18 protein-coding genes are annotated in these 23,076 nt (G+C 73.9%); 10 read left to right on the top strand and 8 right to left on the bottom strand.

Annotation, left to right across the window (positions count from 1 at the left end; all coding sequences use genetic code 11):
• Window positions 1-118 precede the first annotated feature (118 nt).
• A complete protein-coding gene (locus tag HAV39_RS22085) occupies window positions 119-520 on the bottom strand; it encodes a GntR family transcriptional regulator (RefSeq protein ID WP_191841058.1) in 402 nt (133 codons plus the stop codon).
• A 30-nt stretch (window positions 521-550) separates the two neighbouring features.
• On the bottom strand, window positions 551-1,189 hold the full coding sequence (locus HAV39_RS22080; RefSeq protein ID WP_191841057.1) for a maleylpyruvate isomerase N-terminal domain-containing protein: 639 nt from the start codon (window positions 1,187-1,189) through the stop codon (window positions 551-553).
• 215 nt (window positions 1,190-1,404) lie between these two features.
• Here HAV39_RS22080 and HAV39_RS22075 point away from each other — a divergent pair, with 215 nt between their 5' ends.
• The 5 genes from HAV39_RS22075 (at window position 1,405) to corA (ending at window position 8,317) form a co-directional block, all read left to right on the top strand.
• On the top strand, window positions 1,405-2,820 hold the full coding sequence (locus tag HAV39_RS22075; RefSeq protein WP_191841056.1) for a hypothetical protein: 1,416 nt from the start codon (window positions 1,405-1,407) through the stop codon (window positions 2,818-2,820).
• A 207-nt stretch (window positions 2,821-3,027) separates the two neighbouring features.
• A complete protein-coding gene (hrpB, locus tag HAV39_RS22070; protein ID WP_373311556.1) occupies window positions 3,028-5,583 on the top strand; it encodes an ATP-dependent helicase HrpB in 2,556 nt (851 codons plus the stop codon).
• 145 nt (window positions 5,584-5,728) lie between these two features.
• Entirely contained in the window at window positions 5,729-6,640 is a 912-nt protein-coding gene (locus HAV39_RS22065) for an NAD(+)/NADH kinase (RefSeq protein WP_203736063.1), read from the top strand.
• Entirely contained in the window at window positions 6,637-7,161 is a 525-nt protein-coding gene (locus HAV39_RS22060; protein ID WP_239120096.1) for a GNAT family N-acetyltransferase, read from the top strand. The genes HAV39_RS22065 and HAV39_RS22060 overlap by 4 nt, the downstream gene beginning before the upstream one ends.
• Before the next feature lie 40 nt (window positions 7,162-7,201).
• Window positions 7,202-8,317: a magnesium/cobalt transporter CorA gene (corA, locus tag HAV39_RS22055; RefSeq protein ID WP_191841054.1), complete on the top strand. Its 1,116-nt coding sequence runs from the start codon at window positions 7,202-7,204 to the stop codon at window positions 8,315-8,317.
• Between the two features lie 39 nt (window positions 8,318-8,356).
• Here the strand turns inward: corA and HAV39_RS22050 are convergent, their stop codons facing one another.
• The 4 genes from HAV39_RS22050 to HAV39_RS22035 form a co-directional block, all read right to left on the bottom strand.
• Entirely contained in the window at window positions 8,357-10,258 is a 1,902-nt protein-coding gene (locus tag HAV39_RS22050; protein ID WP_191841053.1) for a multicopper oxidase family protein, read from the bottom strand.
• 181 nt (window positions 10,259-10,439) lie between these two features.
• Complete coding sequence (locus HAV39_RS22045) at window positions 10,440-11,960, bottom strand: alkaline phosphatase family protein (protein WP_191841052.1); 1,521 nt, start codon at window positions 11,958-11,960, stop codon at window positions 10,440-10,442.
• Between the two features lie 113 nt (window positions 11,961-12,073).
• The gene (locus HAV39_RS22040; RefSeq protein WP_191841051.1) at window positions 12,074-12,721 is read right to left on the bottom strand and encodes an HAD family hydrolase; all 648 of its coding nucleotides are present in this window, start codon (window positions 12,719-12,721) and stop codon (window positions 12,074-12,076) included.
• A 102-nt stretch (window positions 12,722-12,823) separates the two neighbouring features.
• Window positions 12,824-14,236 (bottom strand): mannosyltransferase family protein, encoded by a 1,413-nt coding sequence (locus HAV39_RS22035; RefSeq protein ID WP_191841050.1) that lies wholly within the window; start codon window positions 14,234-14,236, stop codon window positions 12,824-12,826.
• 87 nt (window positions 14,237-14,323) lie between these two features.
• Between HAV39_RS22035 and HAV39_RS22030 the strand changes: the two genes are divergently transcribed.
• Window positions 14,324-15,784 (top strand): serine/threonine-protein kinase, encoded by a 1,461-nt coding sequence (locus HAV39_RS22030; RefSeq protein ID WP_191841049.1) that lies wholly within the window; start codon window positions 14,324-14,326, stop codon window positions 15,782-15,784.
• Between the two features lie 35 nt (window positions 15,785-15,819).
• Here HAV39_RS22030 and HAV39_RS22025 read toward each other — a convergent pair whose 3' ends face one another.
• Both HAV39_RS22025 and HAV39_RS22020 read right to left on the bottom strand, forming a co-directional pair.
• Window positions 15,820-16,248, bottom strand: a complete 429-nt coding sequence (locus tag HAV39_RS22025) for a roadblock/LC7 domain-containing protein (protein ID WP_120321338.1) — start codon at window positions 16,246-16,248, stop codon at window positions 15,820-15,822.
• Window positions 16,245-17,618, bottom strand: coding sequence for a sensor histidine kinase (locus HAV39_RS22020; RefSeq protein WP_191841048.1), 1,374 nt, complete (start codon window positions 17,616-17,618; stop codon window positions 16,245-16,247). Before HAV39_RS22020 ends, HAV39_RS22025 begins: the two co-directional genes overlap by 4 nt.
• Before the next feature lie 308 nt (window positions 17,619-17,926).
• Here HAV39_RS22020 and HAV39_RS22015 point away from each other — a divergent pair, with 308 nt between their 5' ends.
• From HAV39_RS22015 to HAV39_RS22000, 4 genes are all read left to right on the top strand, one after another.
• Window positions 17,927-19,837: a chorismate-binding protein gene (locus tag HAV39_RS22015; RefSeq protein ID WP_191841047.1), complete on the top strand. Its 1,911-nt coding sequence runs from the start codon at window positions 17,927-17,929 to the stop codon at window positions 19,835-19,837.
• A 67-nt stretch (window positions 19,838-19,904) separates the two neighbouring features.
• Complete coding sequence (locus HAV39_RS22010) at window positions 19,905-20,216, top strand: hypothetical protein (protein WP_191841046.1); 312 nt, start codon at window positions 19,905-19,907, stop codon at window positions 20,214-20,216.
• A gap of 147 nt (window positions 20,217-20,363) precedes the next feature.
• Window positions 20,364-22,136 carry a M91 family zinc metallopeptidase gene (locus tag HAV39_RS22005; protein WP_191841045.1) on the top strand — a complete coding sequence of 591 codons (1,773 nt, stop codon included), beginning with the start codon at window positions 20,364-20,366 and terminating at the stop codon, window positions 22,134-22,136.
• Window positions 22,137-22,257: 121 nt separating this feature from the next.
• Window positions 22,258-23,070 (top strand): metal-dependent hydrolase, encoded by an 813-nt coding sequence (locus HAV39_RS22000; RefSeq protein WP_191841044.1) that lies wholly within the window; start codon window positions 22,258-22,260, stop codon window positions 23,068-23,070.
• The last annotated feature ends 6 nt before the right edge of the window (window positions 23,071-23,076 follow it).

Genomic DNA, 23,076 nt, shown 5'->3' with positions numbered 1-23,076 from the left:
CAGCATATGACCGGAATGTCCATCCGGCGGCATCAACCGGGCAGGGTGATCGCGCGGCCCGGGGCGGCCGTCGTGCCGGGCGGGCACCACCAGGTCATCACCTCGACCGCGGCGGTGGTCAGGCGCGGCCCGGCCGGTCGGCAGCCGGCGGCTCCGCATCCACCCGGCGCAGCGCCTGGATCGCCCCCTCCACGGTGGCGCCGAGCGCGCGGGCCGCGGTGCGGTAGGCCCGCGCGGCCTCGTCGAGCCGGGCCATCGCCTCGGCAGGCGGCAGGTCGGGGCGGCGCTCGGCGACCGTGGTGCCGTGCCGCACCCGGCTGACCACCAGGCCCGCGGCCTCCAGCTCACGATAGGAGCGGGCCACGGTGTTCACGGCCAGGCCGAGGTCCGCGGCGAGCTGCCGGATCGTGGGCAGGTGCGCGCCCGGGGCCAGCCTTCCGTCGGCGATCATGGCGGCGACTCCCGCCCGCACCTGCTCGTACGGCGGCACGGTGCTGGTGGAGTCGATGTCGAGCCTCATCAGAGGGTCCCCTCGCAGGTCCGACCGCGCTCAGAACGCGGTGATGCTCTCCGGTGCGCGCTCGGCGCGGCTCAGCGCGCGGATCACCGCGGCCTGCCCGTGGCGGCGCACGGCGAGTTCGCCGAGCAGCGCCAGCACCGGTCCGAACACGGTCGGCGGCTGGTCGGGCGTGGGCACGCCGACGCTGTACGCCAGGTCGTCGGAGTGCACGGTGATCTCCATGAGCCGGGTCACCAGGAAGTCGTCCAACCCCATCGCCCACGGCCCTGCGGGAGGGCTGACCAGGCGATCGGCGTGTTCCTCGGCGAGCAGCGCCCGCAGCTCCGACACGGCGAGCCGGATCTGCTCCACCAGCGCCACCGGGCCGCCCCCGGCGACCGCCTCGCCGCCCTGGCGGATCTGCACGTTGACGTCGGCGTCGAGGTCGGCGCCGATCCACCGCACCCGGCCGTAGTGATCGGCCAGCGCGACCGGAGGCCCGTCCGGAGCCGGCGCGCGCAGCACCCGGGGCACGTTCACCACCTGGGCGGCCAGGTGCCCGGCCAGCCCGGCGACGGTGAATCCGGCCAGCGCGCCCGGCTTCGCCCAGGCCGCGGCCACGGCGGGGTCGCCGACCAGGGTCGCCACCGAAGTCGCGGCCTGCAGGTACGCCTCACGCACCGCACTCATCCGAGCCTCCCGGGTCGCTCGCCCACTCCGGCGAACACCCTAACCCGCCCCGGCCGCCGCGCAGCGGCGCTGCGGACCGCCGGGCCGCACGGACTGACCGTCGGGCGTACACCGGCGTATCCCGCCCGCGAGCGGACCGTTCTTGATGAGTGACCCGGACCTGCGCCCCACGTGTGCGCGGGCTCGAAGTCGACCCGTCATCGAAGGGATCGAACGTGCACGACGGCTCGCTGCTCACCGCCGAACGGACGCGCCCCGCCGCGCCGGCGCCCACGCCCGTGCCCGCCGCGGGCCGGACCCCGCGTCCGGTCGCGATCGCCGTGCTGGCAGGAGCGGGGCTGACCGTCGTCGCCGCGGTGCTGGCCGCGCTGCGGCTGCTGCCCGCGGGCTCGCGGGCGGGCGCGTGGCGCTACCGCTACGTCCACACGTTCTCCTGGGAGATGCTGCTGCCGTTCGCGGGCGGCGTGGCCGCGGTGCTGGCCCTGCTGTGGCTGACCCACCGCCTCGGCGCGCGACGGGAGCGGCTCGCGCTCGGCATGTGGCTGGCTGCCGCCGTCCCGCTGCAGCTGGTCGTGCGCGCCGCCGACGAGGCGTCGCTGGGCGCGATCGTCGGCAGCGACCGGGCGAACTCGTTCTACACGCCGTCGCTGCGCTTCACCGCGTACGAGTACCTGACGCGCTTCGAGGAGATCGTGCACGCGCTGCCGCAGCACGCCCGCTCGAACATGCCCGGCAAGACGCTGCTCTACCACCTGCTGGGCACCGTCACCACGAACCCGGCCGCGCTCGGCATCGCCGTCACGGCCGTGTCCAGCCTGGGCGCGCTGCTGGTCTACCTGGTGGTGCGCGAGGTGCTCGGCGACCGCCGGGTGGCGCTGTACGCCCTGATCCTGTGCCTGCTGGTGCCGGGTCGGCTGTACTTCCTGCCCATCCTCAACGCCGTCTCGCCGGTGCCGATCCTGCTGTCGCTGTGGCTGTTCACCCGTTATCTGCGCCACGCGCACTGGGGCTGGGCGGTGGGCCTGGGCGCGTCGCTCTACCTGGTGTTCTTCTTCGAGCCGCTGCCGCTGGTGATGGGGCTGACGTTCGCGGCGCTGGCCGCGCTGGCGCTGCACCGGCGGCGGCTCGACGGGCTGGGGCTGCTCAAGCTGGTCTCGTTGACGCTGGCCGCGTTCGCCGGGGCGTACCTCGGCCTGAAGCTGGTGTTCGGCTACGACCTGTTCGTCAACCTCGCCGAGGTGCTCGCCGACGCGACCGACTTCAACGAGCGCGCGCACCGGCCGTACGACGTGTGGGTGGTGCGCAACCTCGGCGACTTCGCCCTCTGCGCCGGGATCGCGGCCATCGTGCTGATCGGGTACGCCGCCTGGGACGCGGTGCGCCGCGGGGCGGCCCGCCCGATCGCCGCGCTGACCCTGTCCGGGCTGGCCGTGCTGGCCTTCCTCGACCTGGTCGGGATCAACCGTGGCGAGACCACCCGGCTCTGGATCTTCCTCGCGGTGTTCCTGATGATCCCGGTGGCCTGGGCGTGCGCCCGCTCGCCCCGGGTGTGGCCGTTCGCCGTGGTCGCCGCGGCCCTGATGCTGCAGGTCGCGACGACCACGCCGATGATCGCCTTCATCCGCCCCTGAGCCGAGCGCAGCGGCTGAGCCCACACAGTGCGGCGGCCCGACCCACGGTCAGCCGGGTCACCACCAGCCGCGGGGCGGCGCCCCGGTAGAACGCCTCGAAATCTGACACTGTCACGCCAAGGACACGGGCCGGGCCGCCGCCAGGTTGCAGCACCGCCGGGTCTCGCGGGAAGGGGCGTCCGGCAGACTGGGCGGGTGCTTCGTGACGTGGCTGGAACCGACCTCCCGGTGCGGGAGGCGCTGCCCGCGCTGCTCGCGGCGCTGTCCGGACCCGGCGCGGCGGTGCTGGTCGCGCCGCCCGGCTCCGGCAAGACCACGCTCGCGCCGCTGGCCCTGGCGGGCGAGGTCGCCGGCCGGGTGATCGTCGCCGAGCCGCGCCGGGTCGCCGCCCGCGCGGCGGCCCGCCGCATGGCCGAGCTCACCGGCACGCCGCTGGGCGGCCCCGTCGGGTACAGCGTGCGCGGCGACAGCCGCACCAGCGCGGCCACCCGGGTCGAGGTGGTCACCACCGGCCTGCTGGTGCAGCGCCTGCAGCACGACCCGGAGCTGTCCGGGGTCGACGCGATCCTGCTCGACGAGGTGCACGAGCGCCAGCTCGACTCCGATCTGGCCCTGGCGTTCACCACCGACGTGCGCGCCGCGCTGCGGCCCGACCTGCGGCTGGTGGCCGCGTCCGCGACCGCGCAGGCCGAGCGGCTCGCCGCCGTGCTCGGCGCGGGCACCCCCGTGGTCACGGCGGGCGGCACGCCGTACCCGATCGAGGTGCGCTGGCGGCCGCCGACCGGCCCGGTGAGCGCGCCGTACGGGCTGCGGGTCGATCCGCGCCTGCTCGACCACGTCGCCGCCGTGATCCGGCAGGCGCTGGCCGAGACCGCCGGCGACGTGCTGGTGTTCCTGCCCGGGGCGGGCGAGATCGAGAGTGTCACCGGGCGGCTGGCGGGGCTTCGCGCCGAAGTGGACCTGCTCAGCCTGCACGGCCGCCAGGCCGCGGGCACCCAGGACGCCGCGCTGCGGCCAGGACCGCGCCGCCGCGTCGTGCTGGCCACCGCGGTCGCCGAGAGCAGCCTGACCGTGCCGGGCGTACGCGTCGTCGTCGACGCGGGCCTGGCCAGGGTGCCGCGCACCGACCTCGGCCGCGGGCTGGGCTCGCTGGTCACGGTGCGGGCCTCGCGCGCCTCGGCACACCAGCGCGCCGGACGCGCCGGCCGCGAGGGGCCGGGTGTGGTCTACCGGTGCTGGTCGCAGGCCGAACACGAGCGGCTGCCCGAGCACCCCGAGCCCGAGATCGCCACGGCCGATCTGACCGCGTTCGTGCTGCAGCTGGCCTGCTGGTCCAGTGCGGACGGCGCGGGCCTGGCCCTGCTCGACCCGCCTCCGGCGGCCGCCGCGGCGGTGGCCCGCGAGACGCTGACCGCGCTGGGCGCGCTCGACGGCGACGGGCGGGTCACCGGGCGCGGCCGGGCCATCGCGGGTGTCGGCGCGCACCCGCGCCTGGCCCGCGCGCTGCTCGACGCCGCCGGTGAAATCGGACCGCACCGCGCCGCCGAGGTCGTCGCGCTGCTCGGCGCGGACGCTCCGACCGGGACCGACGACCTGGCCGCCGGCTGGCGGCGGCTGCGCGACGGGGTCGACGCGGCCGCGAGCGCCGCCTGGCGCACCGAGGTCCGCCGCCTGACCGGCAGCCTGCGCACCGGCGGCCAGGAGACCGCGGCTCGCCGCGACGGCAGGGGGCGAGCCGGTGGCGCGTCCGCCGCACGTGACCGGGCCGAGTCGGGTGGGCTGACCGACGACCTGGCCGGGGCGCTGGTGGTCGGGCTGGCCTACCCGGAGCGGGTGGCGCGGATCCGGGGTGCGGGCAGCCGGATCTACCTGATGGCCGGGGGCACCGCCGCCGAGCTGCCGCCGGGCTCGCCGCTGACCGGGGTGCCGTGGCTGGCCGTGGCCGCCGCGGACCGGCAGCCGGGCAGCAGCTCGGCCCGGATCCGGCTGGCCGCCGCCACCGACGAGGCGACCGCACGGCAGGCGGCGGCTCCGCTGCTGGTGACCGGTGCGGAGATCGCCTGGTCCGACGGGGACGTGGTGGCCCGGCAGGTGACCAGGCTGGGCGCGATCGTGCTGGCGGAGCGCCCGCTCGACCGGCCCGACCGGGAGCTGGTGGCCCAGGCGCTCGCCGAAGGGCTGCGCCGGGAAGGGCTGCGGCTGCTGCGCTGGACGCCCGAGGCGAACGCGCTGCGCGAGCGCCTGGCGTTCCTGGCGCACGCGCTCGGCGAGCCGTGGCCCGCGGTCGACGACGAGTCCCTGCTGGCCGCCGCCGGGCAGTGGCTGGGCGGGGCGCTGCACGCCGCGCGCCGCCGCGCCGACCTGCAACGGGTGGACGTCGCCGCGGCCCTGCGCGCCCTGCTGCCCTGGGCGCAGGCGGCGCAGCTGGACCAGCTCGCCCCGGAGCGGCTGGAGGTGCCCAGCGGGTCGCGGGTCCGGATCGACTACGCGGACCCGGCCGCCCCGGTCCTGGCCGTCAAGGTCCAGGAGGCTTTCGGCTGGACCCAGACCCCCCGCCTGGCGGGCGGCCGCGTGCCCGTGGTGCTGCACCTGCTCTCCCCCGCCGGCCGCCCCGCCGCCGTCACCGGCGACCTGGTCTCCTTCTGGCGCACCGGCTACCCCCAGGTCCGCGCAGAACTACGCGGCCGCTACCCCCGCCACCCCTGGCCAGAAGACCCGACGACGGCCCCACCCACCCGCCGCCTCCAACCCCGCAACCCTTGATCGCGACGATCTTGCGTGGACGGTGGGTACGACACGCACTGTTCGGACAGATCGCCAGCGGTTCGTGCAAGATCGTCGCGATCAAGGGGCGGGTAGCGGGGCGATAGCGGCTGCCTGGGCAGGGGGTGGATCGTAGAGTGGCAGCGTGGGGCTGGTGCATACGGTGGGTCTGGTGCTGCATCCGCAGCGCGACTCCGTGCCCGCGATCGACACCATCATGGATTGGGCACGCCGCCGCGACGTCACCGTGCTCGGCCTGCCCGACGAGGTCGACCGCATCTTCTGCGACGCGGTCGCGGTCGACCCGCAGGAGCTCGCCGAGCGGTCCAGCCTGCTGGTGAGCCTGGGCGGCGACGGGACGATGCTGCGCACCATGCGCCTGGGTGCGGGCCGGCCCACGCCGGTGCTCGGGGTCAACCTCGGCCGGCTCGGCTTCCTGCCCGAGATCGACGTGGACGGGCTGCCCGCGGCCCTGTCCGCGATCGACAACCAGCACTACTCGATCGAGTCGCGGCTGGCGGTGCGCACCACGCTGCCCGGCGACCACGAGGTCACCGCGTTCAACGACATCGCGCTGTGCCGGATCCCGGGCGACGGCCTGGCCGGGGTCGCCATCACCGTCGAGGACCACGCCTTCGTGCGCTACGCCGCCGACGCCGTCATCGTCGCCACACCCACCGGATCGACGGCGTACGCCTTCTCCAGCGGTGGCCCGATCGTCTCCCCCACCGTGCGGGCCGTGCTGGTGACGGCTGCCGCCGCGCACTCCAGCTTCAACCGCGCGCTGGTGCTCTCCGCCGACGAGCAGCTGGCCCTGCAGGTGCTGCCGAGCAGCGGCCGGCTCGCCGTGGAGGTCGACGGGCGCGTCGACGGCTACGTGGCGCCGGGCGACCGGCTCGCGATCACCGCGCTGCCCGACGCCGGCCGGGTGGTGCGGCTCGGGCTCACCACGTTCTACGAGCGGGCCCGGCGCAAGCTCCAGGTGCGCGGCAGCGCCGAGGTCGACGGCCCCGGCGACCTCGGCGCCGCCGAGCCCATGTCGCATACGGCACTATGACCGCTGTGTTCATCCGCCGCGAGACACCCGCCGACGTCGACGCCATCCGCACGGTGACCCAGGCCGCGTTCGGGCCGCAGTACGCGCCCGAGCCGGCTCCCGAACCGGGACTGGTCGACCAGCTGCGCGCCGACAGCGCCTGGCTGCCCGCCCTGTCCCTGGTCGCCGAGGTCGACGGCGAGATCGTCGGGCACGTGGTGTGCACCCGGGGCCGCGTCGGCGACACCCCGGCCCTGGGCCTCGGCCCCCTCAGCGTGCGCCTCGACCACCAGCGGGCCGGCGTCGGCAGCGCGCTGATGCACGCGGTGCTGGGCGGGGCCGACGCGCTCGGCGAACCGCTGGTGGCCCTGCTGGGCGATCCCGGCTACTACCGCCGGTTCGGCTTCCGGCCCGCCCAGGAGCTGGGCGTGCTCGCGCCGGAAGCCGAGTGGGGGAACCACTTCCAGGCGCGGCCGCTGGCCGGGCACGACCCGGCGGTGCGGGGACTGTTCACCTACGCGGAGCCGTTCCTTCGCCTGTAGCCGACTAAGATCGCGGCGAGGGCCCGGCCGGGAGGTGACCATGAGCGACGAACCGCAACCGCAGGGCACCGCCTGGGCGTGGGCCGCGCCACTGCGCAAGGCCGCCTCCCGCATCCGCCCGCCGGAGCCCGCCGGCACCGAGGACGACGGCGACACACCGGGCCGGTCCGTGGTCGACTGCGCGGTGTACGTCGAGGGGCGACGTCGGCCGGGCGCGTGCGACTACGACTCCGGCCTGGCGACCGTGAGCCAGACGCCCGGCTCCTTCCTCTGGCTGGGCCTGCACGAGCCGAGCGAGGCAGACTTCGCCCCCATCGCCAAGCGCTTCGGCCTCGACGAGCTCGCGGTGGAGGCGGCGACCACGCGCCGCCAGCGCCCCAAGATCGAGCACTTCGCCGACGTGGCCCTGTTCGTGCTGCGCACCACGCGGTATGTCGAGCACTCGACGCTGACCGAGAGCTGCGACGTGGTGGAGACCGGCTCCGTCGTGCTGTTCATCGGCGACGCCTATGTCATCAGCGTGCGCCACGGTCCCGCGGGCGAGCTCGCGCCGGTGCGCAGCGACCTGGAGAAGCGGCCCGACCGGCTGGCGCAGGGCCCGTGGGCGGTGGCGCACGCGGTGGCCGACCGGCTGGTCGACTCGTACCTCGAAGTCGCGGTCGCGTTCGAGAACGACATCGACGAGCTGGAGGACCACGTCTTCGCGCCCCAGTCGCAGAACCGGGCCGCGCAGATCTACCAGCTCAAGCGCGAGCTGATGGAGTTCAAGCGGGCGGTCGCCCCGCTGCAGCACCCGCTGGCCGCGCTGATCGACGACAAGGAAGGGCTGCCCAAGGAGATCCGGCGCTACTTCCGCGACGTCAACGACCACCTGCTGCGCACGGTGGAGCGCATCGTCACGTACGACGACCTGCTCAACTCGATCCTGCAGGCGCGGCTGGCGCAGCTGTCCGTGGACCAGAACAACGACATGCGCAAGATCGCGGCCTGGGCCGCCATCGCCGCCGCGCAGACCGCGATCGCCGGCATCTACGGCATGAACTTCGACTACATGCCCGAGCTGCACTGGAAGTACGGCTACGTGATCGTGCTGGCGCTGATGTTCGTGGTGGCGTCGACGATGTACCGCGCGTTCCGCCGCTCCGGCTGGCTGTGACCCCGGGGCGACGCGGTCCGCGCCGCCCCAGGCGTCGGCTCAGCCGACCCGGTAGGGCCGCATCATCTCGTTGTCCTCGTGCTCCAGCAGGTGGCAGTGCCACACGTACTGCCCGGCCAGGTCGAACTTGGCCTTCACCCGGGTGATCTCACCCGGCAGCGCGATCACGGTGTCCTTGGTGCCGCGCTCGCCCGGCTCCGGCGGCTGCTTGCCGTCCACGCCCCGGCCGAGGATCTCGAACTGCACCAGGTGCAGGTGGATGGGGTGCGCGTCCTGGCTGAAGTTGTGCAGTTCCCAGATCTCGGTCGCGTCGAGCTTCGGGTTCTCGGTGATCGGGTGGTCCCAGTGCATCGGCATGGCGTGGCCGTCGGGGCCGACCGTGCCGAGCATCAGCTCGATGGACTGGTCGTGGCCCAGCTCCTCGTCCAGCGACAGCTGCCGGGTGTGGTCGGCCGGGCCGATCGGCTTGATCCAGGGCAGGTCGAGGTCCTCGGGCGGGGTGCTGCGGTCCTTGCCGGTCAGCCGCCCGACGGTGAAGCGCATGACCTGGCCGGTGGTGGCCGGGTCGGACGGGTTGAAGGTGCCGTTGTAGGGCTCGTCCGGGCCCTCGTTGATGAGGTACAGCTCGGTGCCCTCGCGCAGCCCGGTGAAGTCGAGGATGACGTCGGCGCGCTCGGCCGGGCCCATCAGCAGCTGCTGGAGCTTCGCGGGCTTGGGCAGGAAACCGCCGTCGTTGCCGATCTGCCAGATGGGCAGGTCTGCCTGCGCCGGGCGGGCGGTCGGGTTGGCGCTGACCTTCATGATCAGTACGCGGCCGTTGCAGCCGTTGAGGAAGCGCAGCCGGTAGCGGCGCGGCTCGACCTCCAGCTCCGGCCAGGTGTTGCCGTTGACCATGATGGTGTTGGCGAAGAACTCCGGGTTCCAGATCGGCGGGAACGGGCCCTCCGGGATGTACGGGCCGGCGTCGTCGGCGAACGCGCGGCTGGCCGGGTAGAACAGCGAGCCGTCGGCGTTGAACGAGCGGTCCTGCACCACGACCGGGATCTCGTAGTAACGCGTGCCCGGCTTGTCGCCCAGCTGCGGAGCCGGGCCCGGCAGCACGCCCGGGGGCAGGTCGCTCTTGCCGCCGCGCAGCAGGTAGAACCCGGCGAGTCCGGCGTACACGTTGACGCGGGTCACGCCGAGCGAGTGGTCGTGGTACCACAGGGTCGAGGCGCGCTGGTCGTTGGCGTACTGGAACGTCGCCGTGCCCGGCTTCCAGGACACCCCGTTGCGCTGCTCGAACTCCGCCCCGAACTCGTCGTAGAAGGTGCCGACGGTCGCGTACCCGGCCGGGATGTTGCGCGCCTTCGGCAGGTACCACGCCTCCGGGTAACCGTCGCTCTCCTCGTGCGAGTGGCCGCCGTGCAGGTGCGTGACGATCGGCACCGGCCCCCGGTACGGCCCCGGCGTCGAGGTGAACGTGGGCCGGGTGTCGCGTCCGGCGTCACCGCCCGGCGGGTTCGCCCAGTGCAGCGTCGGGTCCACGGGCAGCAGGTGCGGACGGAAGTCGCCGTACGAGTCGACCAGGTCGTTGACCCAGGTGACCCGCACCGGCCGGTCCACCCGGGCCTCGATGGTGTCCGACGGGGTGCGGAAGCTGCGCGGCTTCGACACGTCGCCGTAGCCCCAGACCGTGGTCTGCGGCAGGTTCGACGGCAGGATCTGCTGCCGGAACTGGCGCACCCCGACCAGGTAGCGGGCCAGGCCGTCCTCGCCCCGGTGCGCGGGCGGCATCACCGACGGCACCGCCAGCGGCGTCACGTACTTGCGGATCTTCGTCGGGTCCAGCGTGCCCGCCCGGCCCTGCCCCACCGCCCAGGCCCACCCGGCACGTTGGGAGATCACCGTGGCGGCGCCCACGGCCGCCGTCGCCTGAAGAATCCGCCTGCGGTCGACCATGTCGCACACCTTCCGCCGCCCCCGCGCGGCGTCACGAAACTGCCGCAGGACGTCGGGAGTCCCGCGCGGCGCCGCCCCCGCGCGGCGCCTGCCAGGAGGAACGACTCAATCGACCTTGGGAAACGAGCCAGGCGGCGTACCGGACCGGCGAGCGAACGGCCGGACCGGTACGCCGCGCGGGTCAGCTGACCCGCAGATCGTCGATGACCCAGTACCAGTTGTTGCTCGCGTTGTAGTAGCGGAACTTCACCGTCATCGAGGTCGCCCCGGCGGGCACCGTGACGGTCAGCGACTCGGTCTTCGCCCGGGCGTCCGCGCTGTAGCGCTTGACCAGCTGGTTCGCGCCGCCGTTGAAGGAGACCAGCACGTCGCCGGTCTGCGCGCCCTCCTGCAGGTAATGCGTCACGTAGCGCAGCGTCTTCGTGCTGCCCGCGGTCACCGGGTACGCGGGCGAGACCAGCGTCGAGTCGAACGACGCGCCGCCCGAGCGGTCGTCGAACTCGTCGGAGTCGGCCACCGCGAACACCCCGCGCAGCCGCAGGCCGTTCTCGCGGTTCTGGGACGACTGGGTGCGGCTCCAGAACTCCTCGTTGGTGAAGGACCAGCCGCGCCACTCGTTCACGCCGCCGGCCGGCATCGCCGAGCGGTCCACCGACCAGCCGGCGGGAGCGGTGTGCGTCCAGCCCTTCACCGTGGCCGGGATGCCGGTCTCGTGCGAGCGGGTCTGCAGCGAGGCGTTCAGGCCGTCGAACGGGTCGGTGGCGCGTACGTTCAGCGGCTTGCTGTCGAGGTTCCAGGCCGGGTTGACCGCCACACCCAGGTGCGCGAACACCGTGCCGGCGACGTCGGACAGCCGGGTGTCGATCGGGCGCAGGCCCGCGGCGTGGCCGGTGCCCTTGGCCAGCACGAACGTGCGGCGCTCGGCGTCGACGCCGCAGCCGCCGTGGCCGCCCGACGGGTTGTTGTGGCCGTGGTCGGTGGTGACCACGATCAGCCAGTCCTCGCTCGCGTACGTCGGCCGGGCCGCGATCGCGTCGAGCATCCGCTTGAGCTGGGCGTCCTGCGTCTCGATCGCGGTCCGGTACGCCGTCCCGGTGCCGACCGAGTGCGCCACCACGTCGGTGTTGCCCAGGTAGACGAAGGCCGCGTCGGGGTCGTTGTTCCGAAGCTGGCTCACCGCGTCGTTGGTGACCTTGACGTCCTCGCCGACGTAGCCGTTGGCGTCGCCGTTGTAGGTGATCCGGGTGTCGATCGCCGCGCCGAACGTGCCCTGGGTGTGCAGCACCGCCCAGTCCAGGACGGACAGCGTGGAGTACGCCGGGTCGGCCTGCTCCAGCCGGGTCAGGAAGTCGGGGTACGTGCCGTACTGCTTGCCGCTGAAGGTGTTGTCCTTGACGCCGTGCTTGTCGGGCATGACGCCGGTGGCGATGGTGGACCAGCCGGGCCCGCTGGACGAGTTCGCCACCGGGTTGCAGTAGAGCAGGCTCTCGCCGAGGGTGCCGCCGGCGGCCAGCGCGTCGAGCGTCGGGGCGTTCGCGTCGACGACCTTGGCCCAGTTCAGCCCGTCCATGCCGACCACGAGCACCTTCGGGGTGAGCGCGGCGGCCTGGGCGAGCGGTGTGGTGAGCGTGAGCGTGAGCGCGGCCGTGGCCGCGACGGCGGCGGTGGCCGCGAGGGCACGCGGACGGGAGAACGGCGACATGGGTCGACCTCCGATCGGGACGGGATGTCCAGATCAGACCGTCACCCGATGAACGTTGCGCGACAACGGCCGCCCGTTCGGACTACACCGCCGTGAAAGGACGACGCCGCACCCTAGCGCAGCCCGAGCAGGCCGGGGAGCTTGCGCATGTCGTGGAAGACCACGGTGTCCGGGCCTTCGAGCCAATCGGCCGGCGTCACTCCCCCGGCGTACGCCAGGACCCGCATGCCCGCCGCCCGCGCGGCCTGCACGCCGGGCCGGCTGTCCTCGACCACCACGCAGCGCGCCGGGTCCGCCCCCATCCGCGCCGCGGCGTGCAGGAACAGGTCGGGCGCGGGCTTGCCGTTCGCCACCTCGGTGGCCGAGAAGATGCGGCCTTCGAACCGCTCGTAGAGCCCGGTGATCCCGAGCGTGTTGCGCATCTTGTCGTGCCGCCCGCTGGAGGCCACGCAGGTCGGCAGCGTGATCGCGTCGAGCGCCTCGACGATGCCGGGCACCGGCACCAGGCCGGCCTCGTGCGCGGCCAGCTGGCGCGCGACGAACATCTCCGGCCACTGCGGCAGCGGGCGGCCCAGCTTCTGCTCGATGACCGGCACCATCGAGGCGGCCGAGCGGCCCACGAAGTGCTCCAGGACCTCGTCTTCGGTCAGCGGCCAGCCCAGCTCGGCCAGCATCTGCGAGGCGACCCTGATGGCGATGGTCTCGGAGTCCACCAGCACACCGTCGCAGTCGAAAATGACAAGATCCACCGATTCGATCACGGCAGGACCCTACCGCCCGGCCCGGCCGCGGCCCGCATCAGTACGACGCGGTCCCACGGCGGATGCGGCCGTCGACCGCACCCGCCAGGAGCGGAAGCTCCATCAGCCGACGAAGTTGTTCTGCACGAAGACGATGATCATGGCGCCTTGCAGGGCGAACATGACGGTGGTGTAGATGCGGTCGAAATGCACGTTCCGTCCCATCCGGGCCAGCACCATGAACGCCACCGCGCACTCCAGCGCGTACCGCCAGGTCGAGCTCAGCGGGTAATGGGTGTGGATCGGATTCGACAGCGGCATCAGGATGATGATCGCCGCGAAGATCACCAGGTAGGCGTGGTCCGCCCCGAGCTTCCAGGGCCCCACCAGGGCCAGCACCAGCAGCGCCAGCATGACCAGCGCCGTGGTCAGGTTGACGATGTTGCGGATCGCGTCGGGGTGGTAGGCCGAATCGCTGCCGCTGATCAGGTCGGCGACGTCGCCGATGACCGTCCACGGCGCGGTGAACCCGAACCGGAACCAGGCCTTCTGCGCGTCGAGGAACTCCAGGGCGTTGCCGAAGGTCAGGTAGCAGAACAGCATGTATGCGGCGAGCCCGGTCGGGACCAGGAGCACCGCGAACACGTTCCGGTCGAGCACCCCGAACGTGCGGCGCAGGGGCACCCGCACTCCCCGCAGCCAGCCCCTGACGTCGTGCCGGGAGAAGCCGCCCAGCCACTGCGGGACCGAACCCGGCGAGAATCCGCGCTGGCGCAGGTACTCGTAGCCGAAGGCCACGCCGAGCATGACGCCCGCCATCCGGGTGGCGCTGGCGTACCCGGCGAACATCGCCGCCCACCACCAGCGCCCCCGCCGCATGTTGTAGAGCGAGGCCAGCGCCAGCGCCACGAACAGCGACTCGTTGTATGCGGCGACCAGGTAGAACGCCGTCGGGAAGGCCAGCAGGTAAATCGTGGTGCGCCGGGCGTCCTCGGCCCCGATCATCTCGGTGGCCAGCCGGTGCACCAGGATCAGTGCGGCCAGGCAGGCCAGCGCGCCGATGATGAGGCCTGCTTCGAAGGTGCCGCCGGGCAGCACCGGGTTGAGCGCCCGCACCGTCATCGGGTAGAGCGGGAAGAACGCGGTGCTGCGGGAGTCGTACTCGTAGCCGGAGTCCGCGATGATCAGGTACCACTCGGTGTCCCAGCGGTTCCACGCCTGGATGAGCTCCGCGAACGTCGTCGGGACGGGCCCGGCCTTGCTGTCCAGCCCTTCGGTCGGCATCCACGCGACCGCGGTGACCAGGAAGTAGGCCAGCAGGCCGCTCGCCCAGGCGACGAACCCGGTGACCACCGAAGGCCGCCACCGCCGCCAGGCCGCCTGCCCGCCGCGCTCCGGCTCCGCTGCCGCCGCCTCGTCATCAGGTGACGAAACGGGTGACTCGGGCAGATCGTCGGTGGGGAGGGCGCCGTCGCCGGGTGCGCCCGCCGGGTGGCGGCGCACCGGGACGAGCCCTGGTCCGGGGGAGTCAGACATAGGCAGGAATATAACCATGGGCGACCGAGGTCACGCTGCCCCGCGCTTGGTGTCACCGGCAGCTGGGACACGGTACGGTTGTCCACCATGTCCGCCTTCACCCCCGGTCTCAAGCTGCACGACCGCTACCTGCTGGATCGCCGCATCGGCTCCGGCGGCATGGCGGAGGTCTGGCAGGCCCACGACCTCGTGCTGGGCCGCCCCGTGGCGGTGAAGGTGCTCGCCGGGCCGACCGCCGCCGACCCGGCCCTGCGCGCGGGTGCGCTGCGCGAGGCCCGCTCGGCCGCGCAGCTCACCCATCCGCACATCACCGCGGTGCACGACTTCGGCGAGGTCACCTTCCCCGACGGCCACGTCGAGCCGTATCTGGTGATGGAGCTGCTCACCGGCGACTCCCTGGCCGACCTGATGGCCCGCGGGCCGCTGCCCTGGGCGCACGCCGCCTCGATCGGCGCGCAGGTCGCCGGTGCGCTGGCCGCCGCGCACTCCCGGGACGTGGTGCACCGCGACATCAAGCCGGGCAACATCATGATCACCGCGACCGGCGCGAAAGTGCTCGACTTCGGCATCGCCGCGATGACCGGCCTGCCCGACGCGACCGGCACGCTGATCATCGGCACTCCGGCGTACGCGGCCCCGGAGCGGCTGCGCCAGAAGGCCGCCGATCCGGCCGCCGACGTGTACGCCCTGGGTGTGCTGCTCATCGAGATGGTGACCGGCCGGCGGCGCAACGGCATCGACAGCTGGGAGCAGTTCGAGTCCGAGCACGCCCGCCCGCGGCCGCTGCCCGCGCTGCCCGGGGTGCCCCCGGCGATCATCGCGCTGATCGCGGCCGCGGTGGACCCCTCGCCCGCGCGCCGCCCGCGCGCCGACGACCTCGCCCACGCCCTGGGCGGCCTGTCCGTGCCCGCGGTGTCCGGCCCCGCGCCCGCCACCGTGCTCGCCGGCCCGAATCCGACGTTGCTCGCACCCACCGGCGGCTCGATCGCCGGCGCGGCCCGGGTGCCCGCCCCGGCCACCCGGGCGCAGGCCGCGCCGCGGGCCAAGGCGGCGCCCCCGGCCCGCCCGAAGCGCAGCCGCAAGCCGCTGCTGGCCCTCGCGCTGGTAATGGCGATCATCATGATCAGCGGCGTGCTCCTGATCATGTCGGCGCTGCGGGAACCGCTGGACCCCGCGAACGCCACCCCGACCCGGACGCCGAACCGGCCCGCCCGCACCACGGCGGCACCCAAGCCCAGCCCCACCCCCGAGCGGGCCGGGCCGTTCCAGGTCGTGAAGCTGATCTCCGACCTCGACGACGCCGTGCAGAAGCTGCGCGACACCGAGGTGATCACGCCGAAGCAGAAGGCCGAGCTGGAGAACGGGCTCAAGAACATCTCGGGGAAGATGCTCCAGGGCGACTGGGACGAGGCGCGCCGTCGCGCCGAGAACCTGCAGAAGAAGGTCGAGGGCTGGGCCGCCGACGCCGAGGGTGACGCCAAGGAGGCCTACGAACCGGTGCAGAAGCTGCTCGACGAGTTGGAGAAGCTCGCCAAGCGCAACAGCTGAGGCTCAGCAGCGCGTTGCGATGTCCCGGCCGCCGGTCAGCGCGGCAGGGCGCGTTGCAGCTCGGCGCGCAGGGCCGGGGTGAGGATCTCCCCGGTCTGCTTGGCCAGCCGCGCCATCTCGAAGCCGACCACGCCCAGGTCGGCGTCGGCGGCGGCGACCACCGCCAGCACCGAGCCGTCCCGGATCGCCATGGTGAGGAAGTAGCCCCGCCCCATCTCGATCACGGTCTGGCGCACCTCGTCGCCGTCGGACAGCTGCGCCACGCAGCCCGCGATGCCGATCAGGCCGGAGGTGACCGCGGCCAGCTGGTCGGCGGTGGCCCGGTCCAGGTTCGCGGAGACCGCGACCACCAGGCCGTCCGAGGACGCCACGATCGCGTGGCGCGCGCCCGGCACCCGGTCGGCGAATCCGGCCACCAGCCAGTTGAGGTCCTGGGCCGGCTTGCTGAGCGTCGCAGTGGTCATGGCTCCCCCTTGATGTCGTCCGGTGCCGCCGGCGGTGCCGCCGGGCCGTCGCCGGCCTGCCCACGGCGTACGCCCTCGTACAGCCGGGTCAGCGTGGCGGCCGTGGCCGCCGGGTCGGGCTCGCGCCGGCGCCGCGGTGCGCTCGGCGGTTCGACGGTGGCCGGGCGGGCCGGCCCGGCAGCGGGTGGCCCGGGCCGGACCGGTGAGTCCGCGGGCTCGGCCAGCAGCGCGGCGGGCAGCTCGACGGCCGCGCGCACACCGCGGTCCGGGCACAGCGACAGGCCCACCCGCACGCCGTGCCGGGCCGCCAGGTGGCTCACCACCACCAGCCCCATCCGTTCGCTGGACGCCACGTCGACCTCGGCGGGCACGGCCAGCAGCGCGTTCGCCTCGGCGAGCGCGCGTTCGCTCAGGCCGATGCCCTCGTCCACGATCTCGACCAGCGCACCGCCGGGCGCGACGTGCGCGCTCACCCGCACCGCGGTGTCCGGCGCGGAGAAGGCGGTGGCGTTGTCCAGCAGCTCGGCCAGCAGGTGACCGATGTCGGCAGCGGCGTGCCCGGCGATGTACAACGAGTCGTCGACGTCGGCGCGCACCCGTTCATAATGCTCGATCTCGGAGAGCGCGGCCAGCGCCAGCGCCGCGAGCGGCACACCCTCACGCCACCGCCGGCGCGGCTCGGCCCCGGCGAGCACCAGCAGGTTCTCGTCGTTGCGGCGCAGCCGGGCGGCCAGGTGGTCCAGTTTGAACAGCGCCGCCAGCCGGTCGGGGTCGCGTTCGTCGCGCTCCATCTCGTCGAGCAGGCGCAACTGCCGCTCCACCAGGATCTGCGAACGCCGGGCCAGGTTCGTGAAGATCCCGTTGACGGCACGCCGGGAGCGCGCCTGGCGCAGCGCGAGCGCGACCACGCTGTCCCGGACCGCCGACAATGCCTCCCCGGCCGCGGCGAACCCGTCGGCCGCGGACGTCGCCTCGCTGGGAGGTCCGTACACCTCCGCGGCGGGCGCCTCGCCGTTGCCGGTGCGCAGCCGCTCGAAGGTCACCGGAAGCTCGTCGGCCAGGGCCAGCGCGTCGCGGCGCAGCCGGTCGGCGGCGGCCAGCAGCTCCCATCGCACGGCGACGACGAGGCGGATCAGCAAGCCGAAGGCCAGCACCGGGCCGACCGCGATCACGGCCACCCATCGCCAGGCCACGTCCGCGCCGTGCGCGGCACCGTCGACCCCGAGCGCGGCCGCGTCCCGCAGCTGCAAGGCCTCGGCCACGGCCCAGCCCAGCAGCGCGCACGCCGCCATCGCGAAGGCGAGCAAAGGCAGGGTGAACGCGGACGCGAGACGGGTTGCCGCCCACTGCTCACGAACGTCCCCCGCCACCGGCCCCTCCCCTGCCTCGGCTGAACCACCGCCACCACTGGTGACTCGCGGTATGTTACCCGTCACACAGCGAAAAGTGGATAGGCGAGCGCGAATGTGACAACCGACCCGGTGAGGTTTCTGGACAGTCGCGCCAGTCGCCGGTAGCGTTACCGCCATGACTTCCACCCGCAACCTGTGGTGGCGCGCCCGACCGGCGGCCATCGACACGCGCGGGTAGGCATACCCACACCGCGGCCGCCTCGACGAGGCGGCCTTTGCTTTTTCGGTCGCCCGGCGCACGGCCCACCCGAACCGGGAGACCATCGATGAACCTGCTCCACGACCTGCTCGGCGCGCCCGACCCGGGCCCGTTCGCGCTGTTGCGACGCGAAGGTTCCGAGCACCTCGAGGTGCTGCGAGGTCCGCTGTCCACCGTGGCACGGCTGGCCGACATCCCCCTGCCCGAGCACGCGGACGGCGACGAAGCCGGCCCGCGCACGCTCGCCCTGGTCCCTTACCGCCAGCTCGTCGAGCGCGGCTTCGACCGCATCGACGACGGCACCCCGCTGGCCTGCCTGACCGTCGAGTCGTACGACCGCATCCCGCTGGCCGAGGCCCTGGCCGCCCTCCCGGACACCGTGCCCGACGTGACCGACCTCGGCTTCGACATCGACGACGCGGCCTACCGGGAACTGGTCTCCGCCGTGCTGCGCGACGAGATCGGCCACGGCGCCGGATCCAACTTCGTGATCCACCGCACCGCCCGCGCGCACACCGACGCCGACCCCCGTCTGCTGGCCGGGGCCGCACTGCGCCGCCTGATCTCGGGTGAGCGGGGCGTGTACTGGTCGTTCCTGGTCCACCTGCCTGGTGAAGGCGGCCGCACGCTCGTCGGCGCCTCCCCGGAACGGCACGTCAGCGTCGACGACGGCCTGGTCATGATGAACCCGATCTCCGGCACGCTGCGCCACCGCGACCTCGCGCCGGGCCCGGACGGGCGCGAGACGCTGCTGAGCTTTCTCAGCGACCGCAAGGAGATCAACGAGCTGTCGATGGTGCTCGACGAGGAGCTCAAGATGATGGCGGTGGTCGCCCAGCAGGGCGGCCAGGTGCTCGGCCCGTACCTCAAGCACATGACCCACCTCACCCACACCGAATACCTGCTGGCCGGGCGCACCGACCTGGACGTGCGCGACGTGCTGCGGGAGACCATGTTCGCCCCGACGCTGACCGGCAGCCCCATCGAGAACGCCGCCCGCGTCATCGCCCGCTACGAGACCTCCGGCCGCGCCTACTACGCCGGGGTGCTGGCGCTGCTGGGCCGCGACAACGACGGTCGGCAGACGCTGGACGCGCCGATCCTGTTCCGCTGCGCCGACATCGCCGCCGACGGGACCATCGCGGTCAAGGCGGGCGCGACGCTGGTGCGCGACTCCACCCCGGACGGCGAGGTCGCCGAGACCCACGCCAAGGCGGGCGGCGTGCTCACCGCGCTGGGCCTGCGCACCGCGCCGGACACGCACTCCGCCGCCGACATCAAGGAACTGGCCGCCAACCCGGCGGTACGCGCCACGCTGCTGGCCCGCAACGAGCGGCTGTCGCGGTTCTGGCTGGCCGAGCGCGCCGCCGAGCCGGTGACCGGCCCGCTGGCGGGCCGCACCGCGCTGATCGTCGACGCGGAGGACACCTTCACCGGCATGCTCGGGCACGTGCTGCGCTCGCTGGGCATGCGGGTCACCGTCCAGCCCACCACGGCACTGGGCGGACTCAGCTCGTACGACCTGGTGGTGGCCGGACCGGGGCCCGGCGATCCGGGCGACGACACCGACCCCCGGGTGGCGACCCTGGGCAGGGTCGTGGAGGAGCGGCTGTCCCGCCACGCGCCGCTGCTCGGCGTGTGCCTGGGCCACCAGGTGCTCAGCCGCCGCCTCGGCCTGCCGATGCACCGCCGCGACGTGCCCTACCAGGGCCTGCCGTGTGACATCGACCTGTTCGGGGTGACCCGCCGGGTGGGCTTCTACTCCACCTTCACCGCGGTCGCCCCCGCCGACACCCTGTCCACCGCGTACGGCGACCTGCAACTGTCCCGCGAGGACGGCACCGGGTTCGTGCACGCGCTGCGCGGTCCGGGTTTCGCCGGCGTGCAGTTCCACCCCGAGTCGGTGCTCACCGAGCACGGCCCGGAGCTGCTCACCGAGCTGGTGACCGGCATCTTCACCCCGGCGGCGGTCGCCTGAGGCGGAGTTATCCACAGATCGCGTGGGGGGCGTTGTGCCGTCCCCCACGCGCTGCCACTCTCGATGCGTGACGCAGCTGACCGGCGAGCCCCCGCAGACCCTGCGGCTGGCGGCGGACCTGGAATCCCTGGCCGAGGCCCTGCACCGGGCCCCGCTGCCGCCACCGGAGCGTCCCTCCGGAATGGACGCGGCCATCACGACGGCCCACCTGGCCACGGTGCGGGCGGCCGAACACGCGCTCGCCGCGCTCGCTGACGGCCTGCTCACCGACGCCGACCGGCTCTACCTGGTCGCGGCCACCCACCGGCGCACGGAGGAGCAGTCGGCCGCCGACCTCGACCGCGTCCGCGACCCCCGCCGCCCCCGGGGCATGTGGTGACCCGCCGACCGGGTGCCCGATGAAGGCCAGCACGCCGCAGCGCCCTGCCACAAGCGCGCAGGGGCACGGCGTTCCGGGCCGGTGCGCAGGCGTGCCGTCCGGCGCTGCGGCCAGCCCGCCGGGGTCCGGCGCTCCGGCCGGTGCGCGGTGAGGCCGGACGCGCCGGCCGACGCTGCGGTCGAGTTCGTCATCGCGCTGCCGCCGCTGTGGTCGCTGCCGGTGCGCGAGGCGCCGCTGCTGGCGGCGGCACAGCGCTGGCGGTCCTGCGCGGCGCTGGCCGCCGACACCGCCGACGGGCTGGCCGCGGCCACCGCCGCGAGCGCGGCGTGGACCGGCGCCGACGCGACGGCCTACGAGGACTCCCGCAGGCGGCTGGCCGCCGGGGCCGCGCTCGCGGCGGAGCTGGCCCGGCGGGCGGCGCTCGCGCTGGAGGTCCTCGCCGGGCGGCTGACGTCGGTGCAGCGGCACCTGGACGAGTCGCTGGCCCGGGTCACCGCCGCCGTGCCCTGCCGGGGCGGCCCGGACCGGGTCCTGTTCCTCGCGCCCGGCCCGGCGCACGCCGCCCGGGTGCACGCGGCCGCCGCCGAGGCGAGCGACCTGCGCGGCGACCTGGCCGCCGCGACCCGCCAGGCCGAGGCCGCCCTCGCCGCCGTCACGGCGGGCTGGCAGGAGCTGGCCGGAGGGTTCCCGCCTGCCGCGCCGCCGCCGACACCGGAGCCGTCGGAGCCGGTGGTGGTGCGCGGCGGCGGTGTCACCCTGGTGAGCACCGGCGCGCACGACGACGACGTGGTGGTCACCGTCGACGCCGCCGGCCGCCCGCTGGTGCTGGTCGGCGGCGTGACGGTGGCCGCGGTCCCGGACGGGCGGCTGGTGGTGCGCACCGGGGCCGGCGAGGACCGGGTGCGCGTCGACCCGGCCGTGGCGGCCTCGGTCAGCGTGCTCGCGGGCGCGGGCGACGACCGGATCGACGGCGGGAAGCTGCTGCACGGCGCGGGCGGCGGGGACACGCTGCTCGGCCGCGACGGCGACGACCTGCTGCTGGGCGGTGACGGCCGGGACTACCTCGACGCCGGGGCCGGGGCCGACATGGCCGACGGCGGTCCGGGCGACGACACCGTGTACGGCCTGAGCGGCGACGACACCCTGCACGGCGGCACGGGACGCGACCACCTGTCCGGCGGCCGCGGCCGCGACCTGCTGTCCGGCGGGGACGGCGACGACGTGCTCACCGGCGGCGCGCAGGCGGACCTCCTGGACGGCGCGGGCGGCTTCGACCGCGCCTACCGCGACCTGGCCGATCCCGCCACCGAGGCCGAGTCGTCGCACGCCGCACCGCAGACCGCGGCAGGCGCCGGGATCACGGTCACCGGCACCCCGGAGTTCGCCGAGCGCGTCGTTTCCGATCTGGACCTGCTGCGGGCGTCGGCTACCGGGCGGCGCATGCTGGCCGAGCTGGACACGGCGCTGGCCGGCAGCGACGGCTGGCTGCCCGGCGACGCACCGGACACCCTGGAGATCCGGGAGCTGCCGGCCGGGGCCGCCAACGGCTTCGCGGGCGTGGACGGGGACGCCGACCGGCACGTCATCTCGTACGAGCCGGGTTTCCAGGGCCTGCCGGGCGGCGCGCCGCCGGTCGTGGTGCTCTACCACGAGCTGGCGCACGTCTGGGACGACCTGGCCGGGCACGACCACCCGGGTGCGCACAGCCGCGACGACCTGATGTGGGACGGCGACGGCTGGGTGCCGGTGCCCGACCGGGAACGGGTGGCGGTCGGCCTGCCGATCGACGATGACGGGGATCCGACAACGCCCGAACGCCTCGACCCGCACCACCCGTATCCGCTGACGGAGAACGCCCTGCGCGATGAGCTGGGCGTATCCGGCAGGCAAACATACGGCACGACGCGCCGCCCTACGTGACGCCACCGCCACCGTCTGCTATGGAGATCCGGCCGATTGCATCCGGACGCCCTTGTTTGACACAGTGTGCGACGTTGATCGCAACGCGACGTTGTGGTGGTCAGGGGAGGAATCAAACATCATGATGGGTCCACAGCACGCGCTGTCCGGCGCGGCCACGTGGCTGGCCGGGTCCTGGGTGGCCGCGCAGTTCTTCGACTACCCCCAGTCGGCCACGACCATCGCGGTCGGCGCCGCGGTGTGCGCGGGCGGGGCGCTGCTGCCCGATCTGGACATGTCCGGCAAGGTGACCAAGGGCCAGGGCGGCTCGACCGTCTCCCGCAGCTTCGGCGTGGCCTCGCTGTTCGTCGCCGAGGTCATCGAGAAGATCTCGGTCGGCGTGTACACGGCCACCAAGTTGAGCAAGGACCCCGACCGGCACAACGGCCACCGCACGCTGACCCACACGCTGCCGTTCGCGGCCCTGATGGGCTTCGGCTCGATCTGGCTGTGCACCAGGTACGGCCGGTGGGCGGTGATCGGCATCCTGTTCTTCATGTTCGGCTTCGCGCTGCGCGGGCTGTTCGACAAGTGGGCCGACCGGGCCGGCTGGGTCATCGTGACGCTGACCTCGGGCGCCGCGGCCTACTTCGCGTTCAACTTCCTGCCCAGCGAGAACCGCGGGTATCCGATGATCGGCCTGGCGGTGGGGGTCGGCTGCATCGTGCACCTGATGGGCGACATCGTGACCCGGGCCGGGGTGCCGATCCTGTGGCCGATCCCGACCGGGCGGCGCATGTGGCGCATGATCGGCCTGCCGGACACCTTCGCGATCGAGGCCGGCAGCAAGGTGGAGACCACCGTGCTGCGCACCGTCTTCACGGTGATCTCGCTGGTCGCGGGTGCGGGCCTGCTGGCCCCGGCGCTGCTCAAGCGCTTCGACATCGAGGTCTGACCAGGT

Origin of the sequence: Catellatospora chokoriensis (assembly GCF_011297315.1) — a bacterium.
Lineage (GTDB): Bacteria > Actinomycetota > Actinomycetes > Mycobacteriales > Micromonosporaceae > Catellatospora > Catellatospora citrea.
This window is presented reverse-complemented; position numbering and strand designations above follow the sequence as displayed.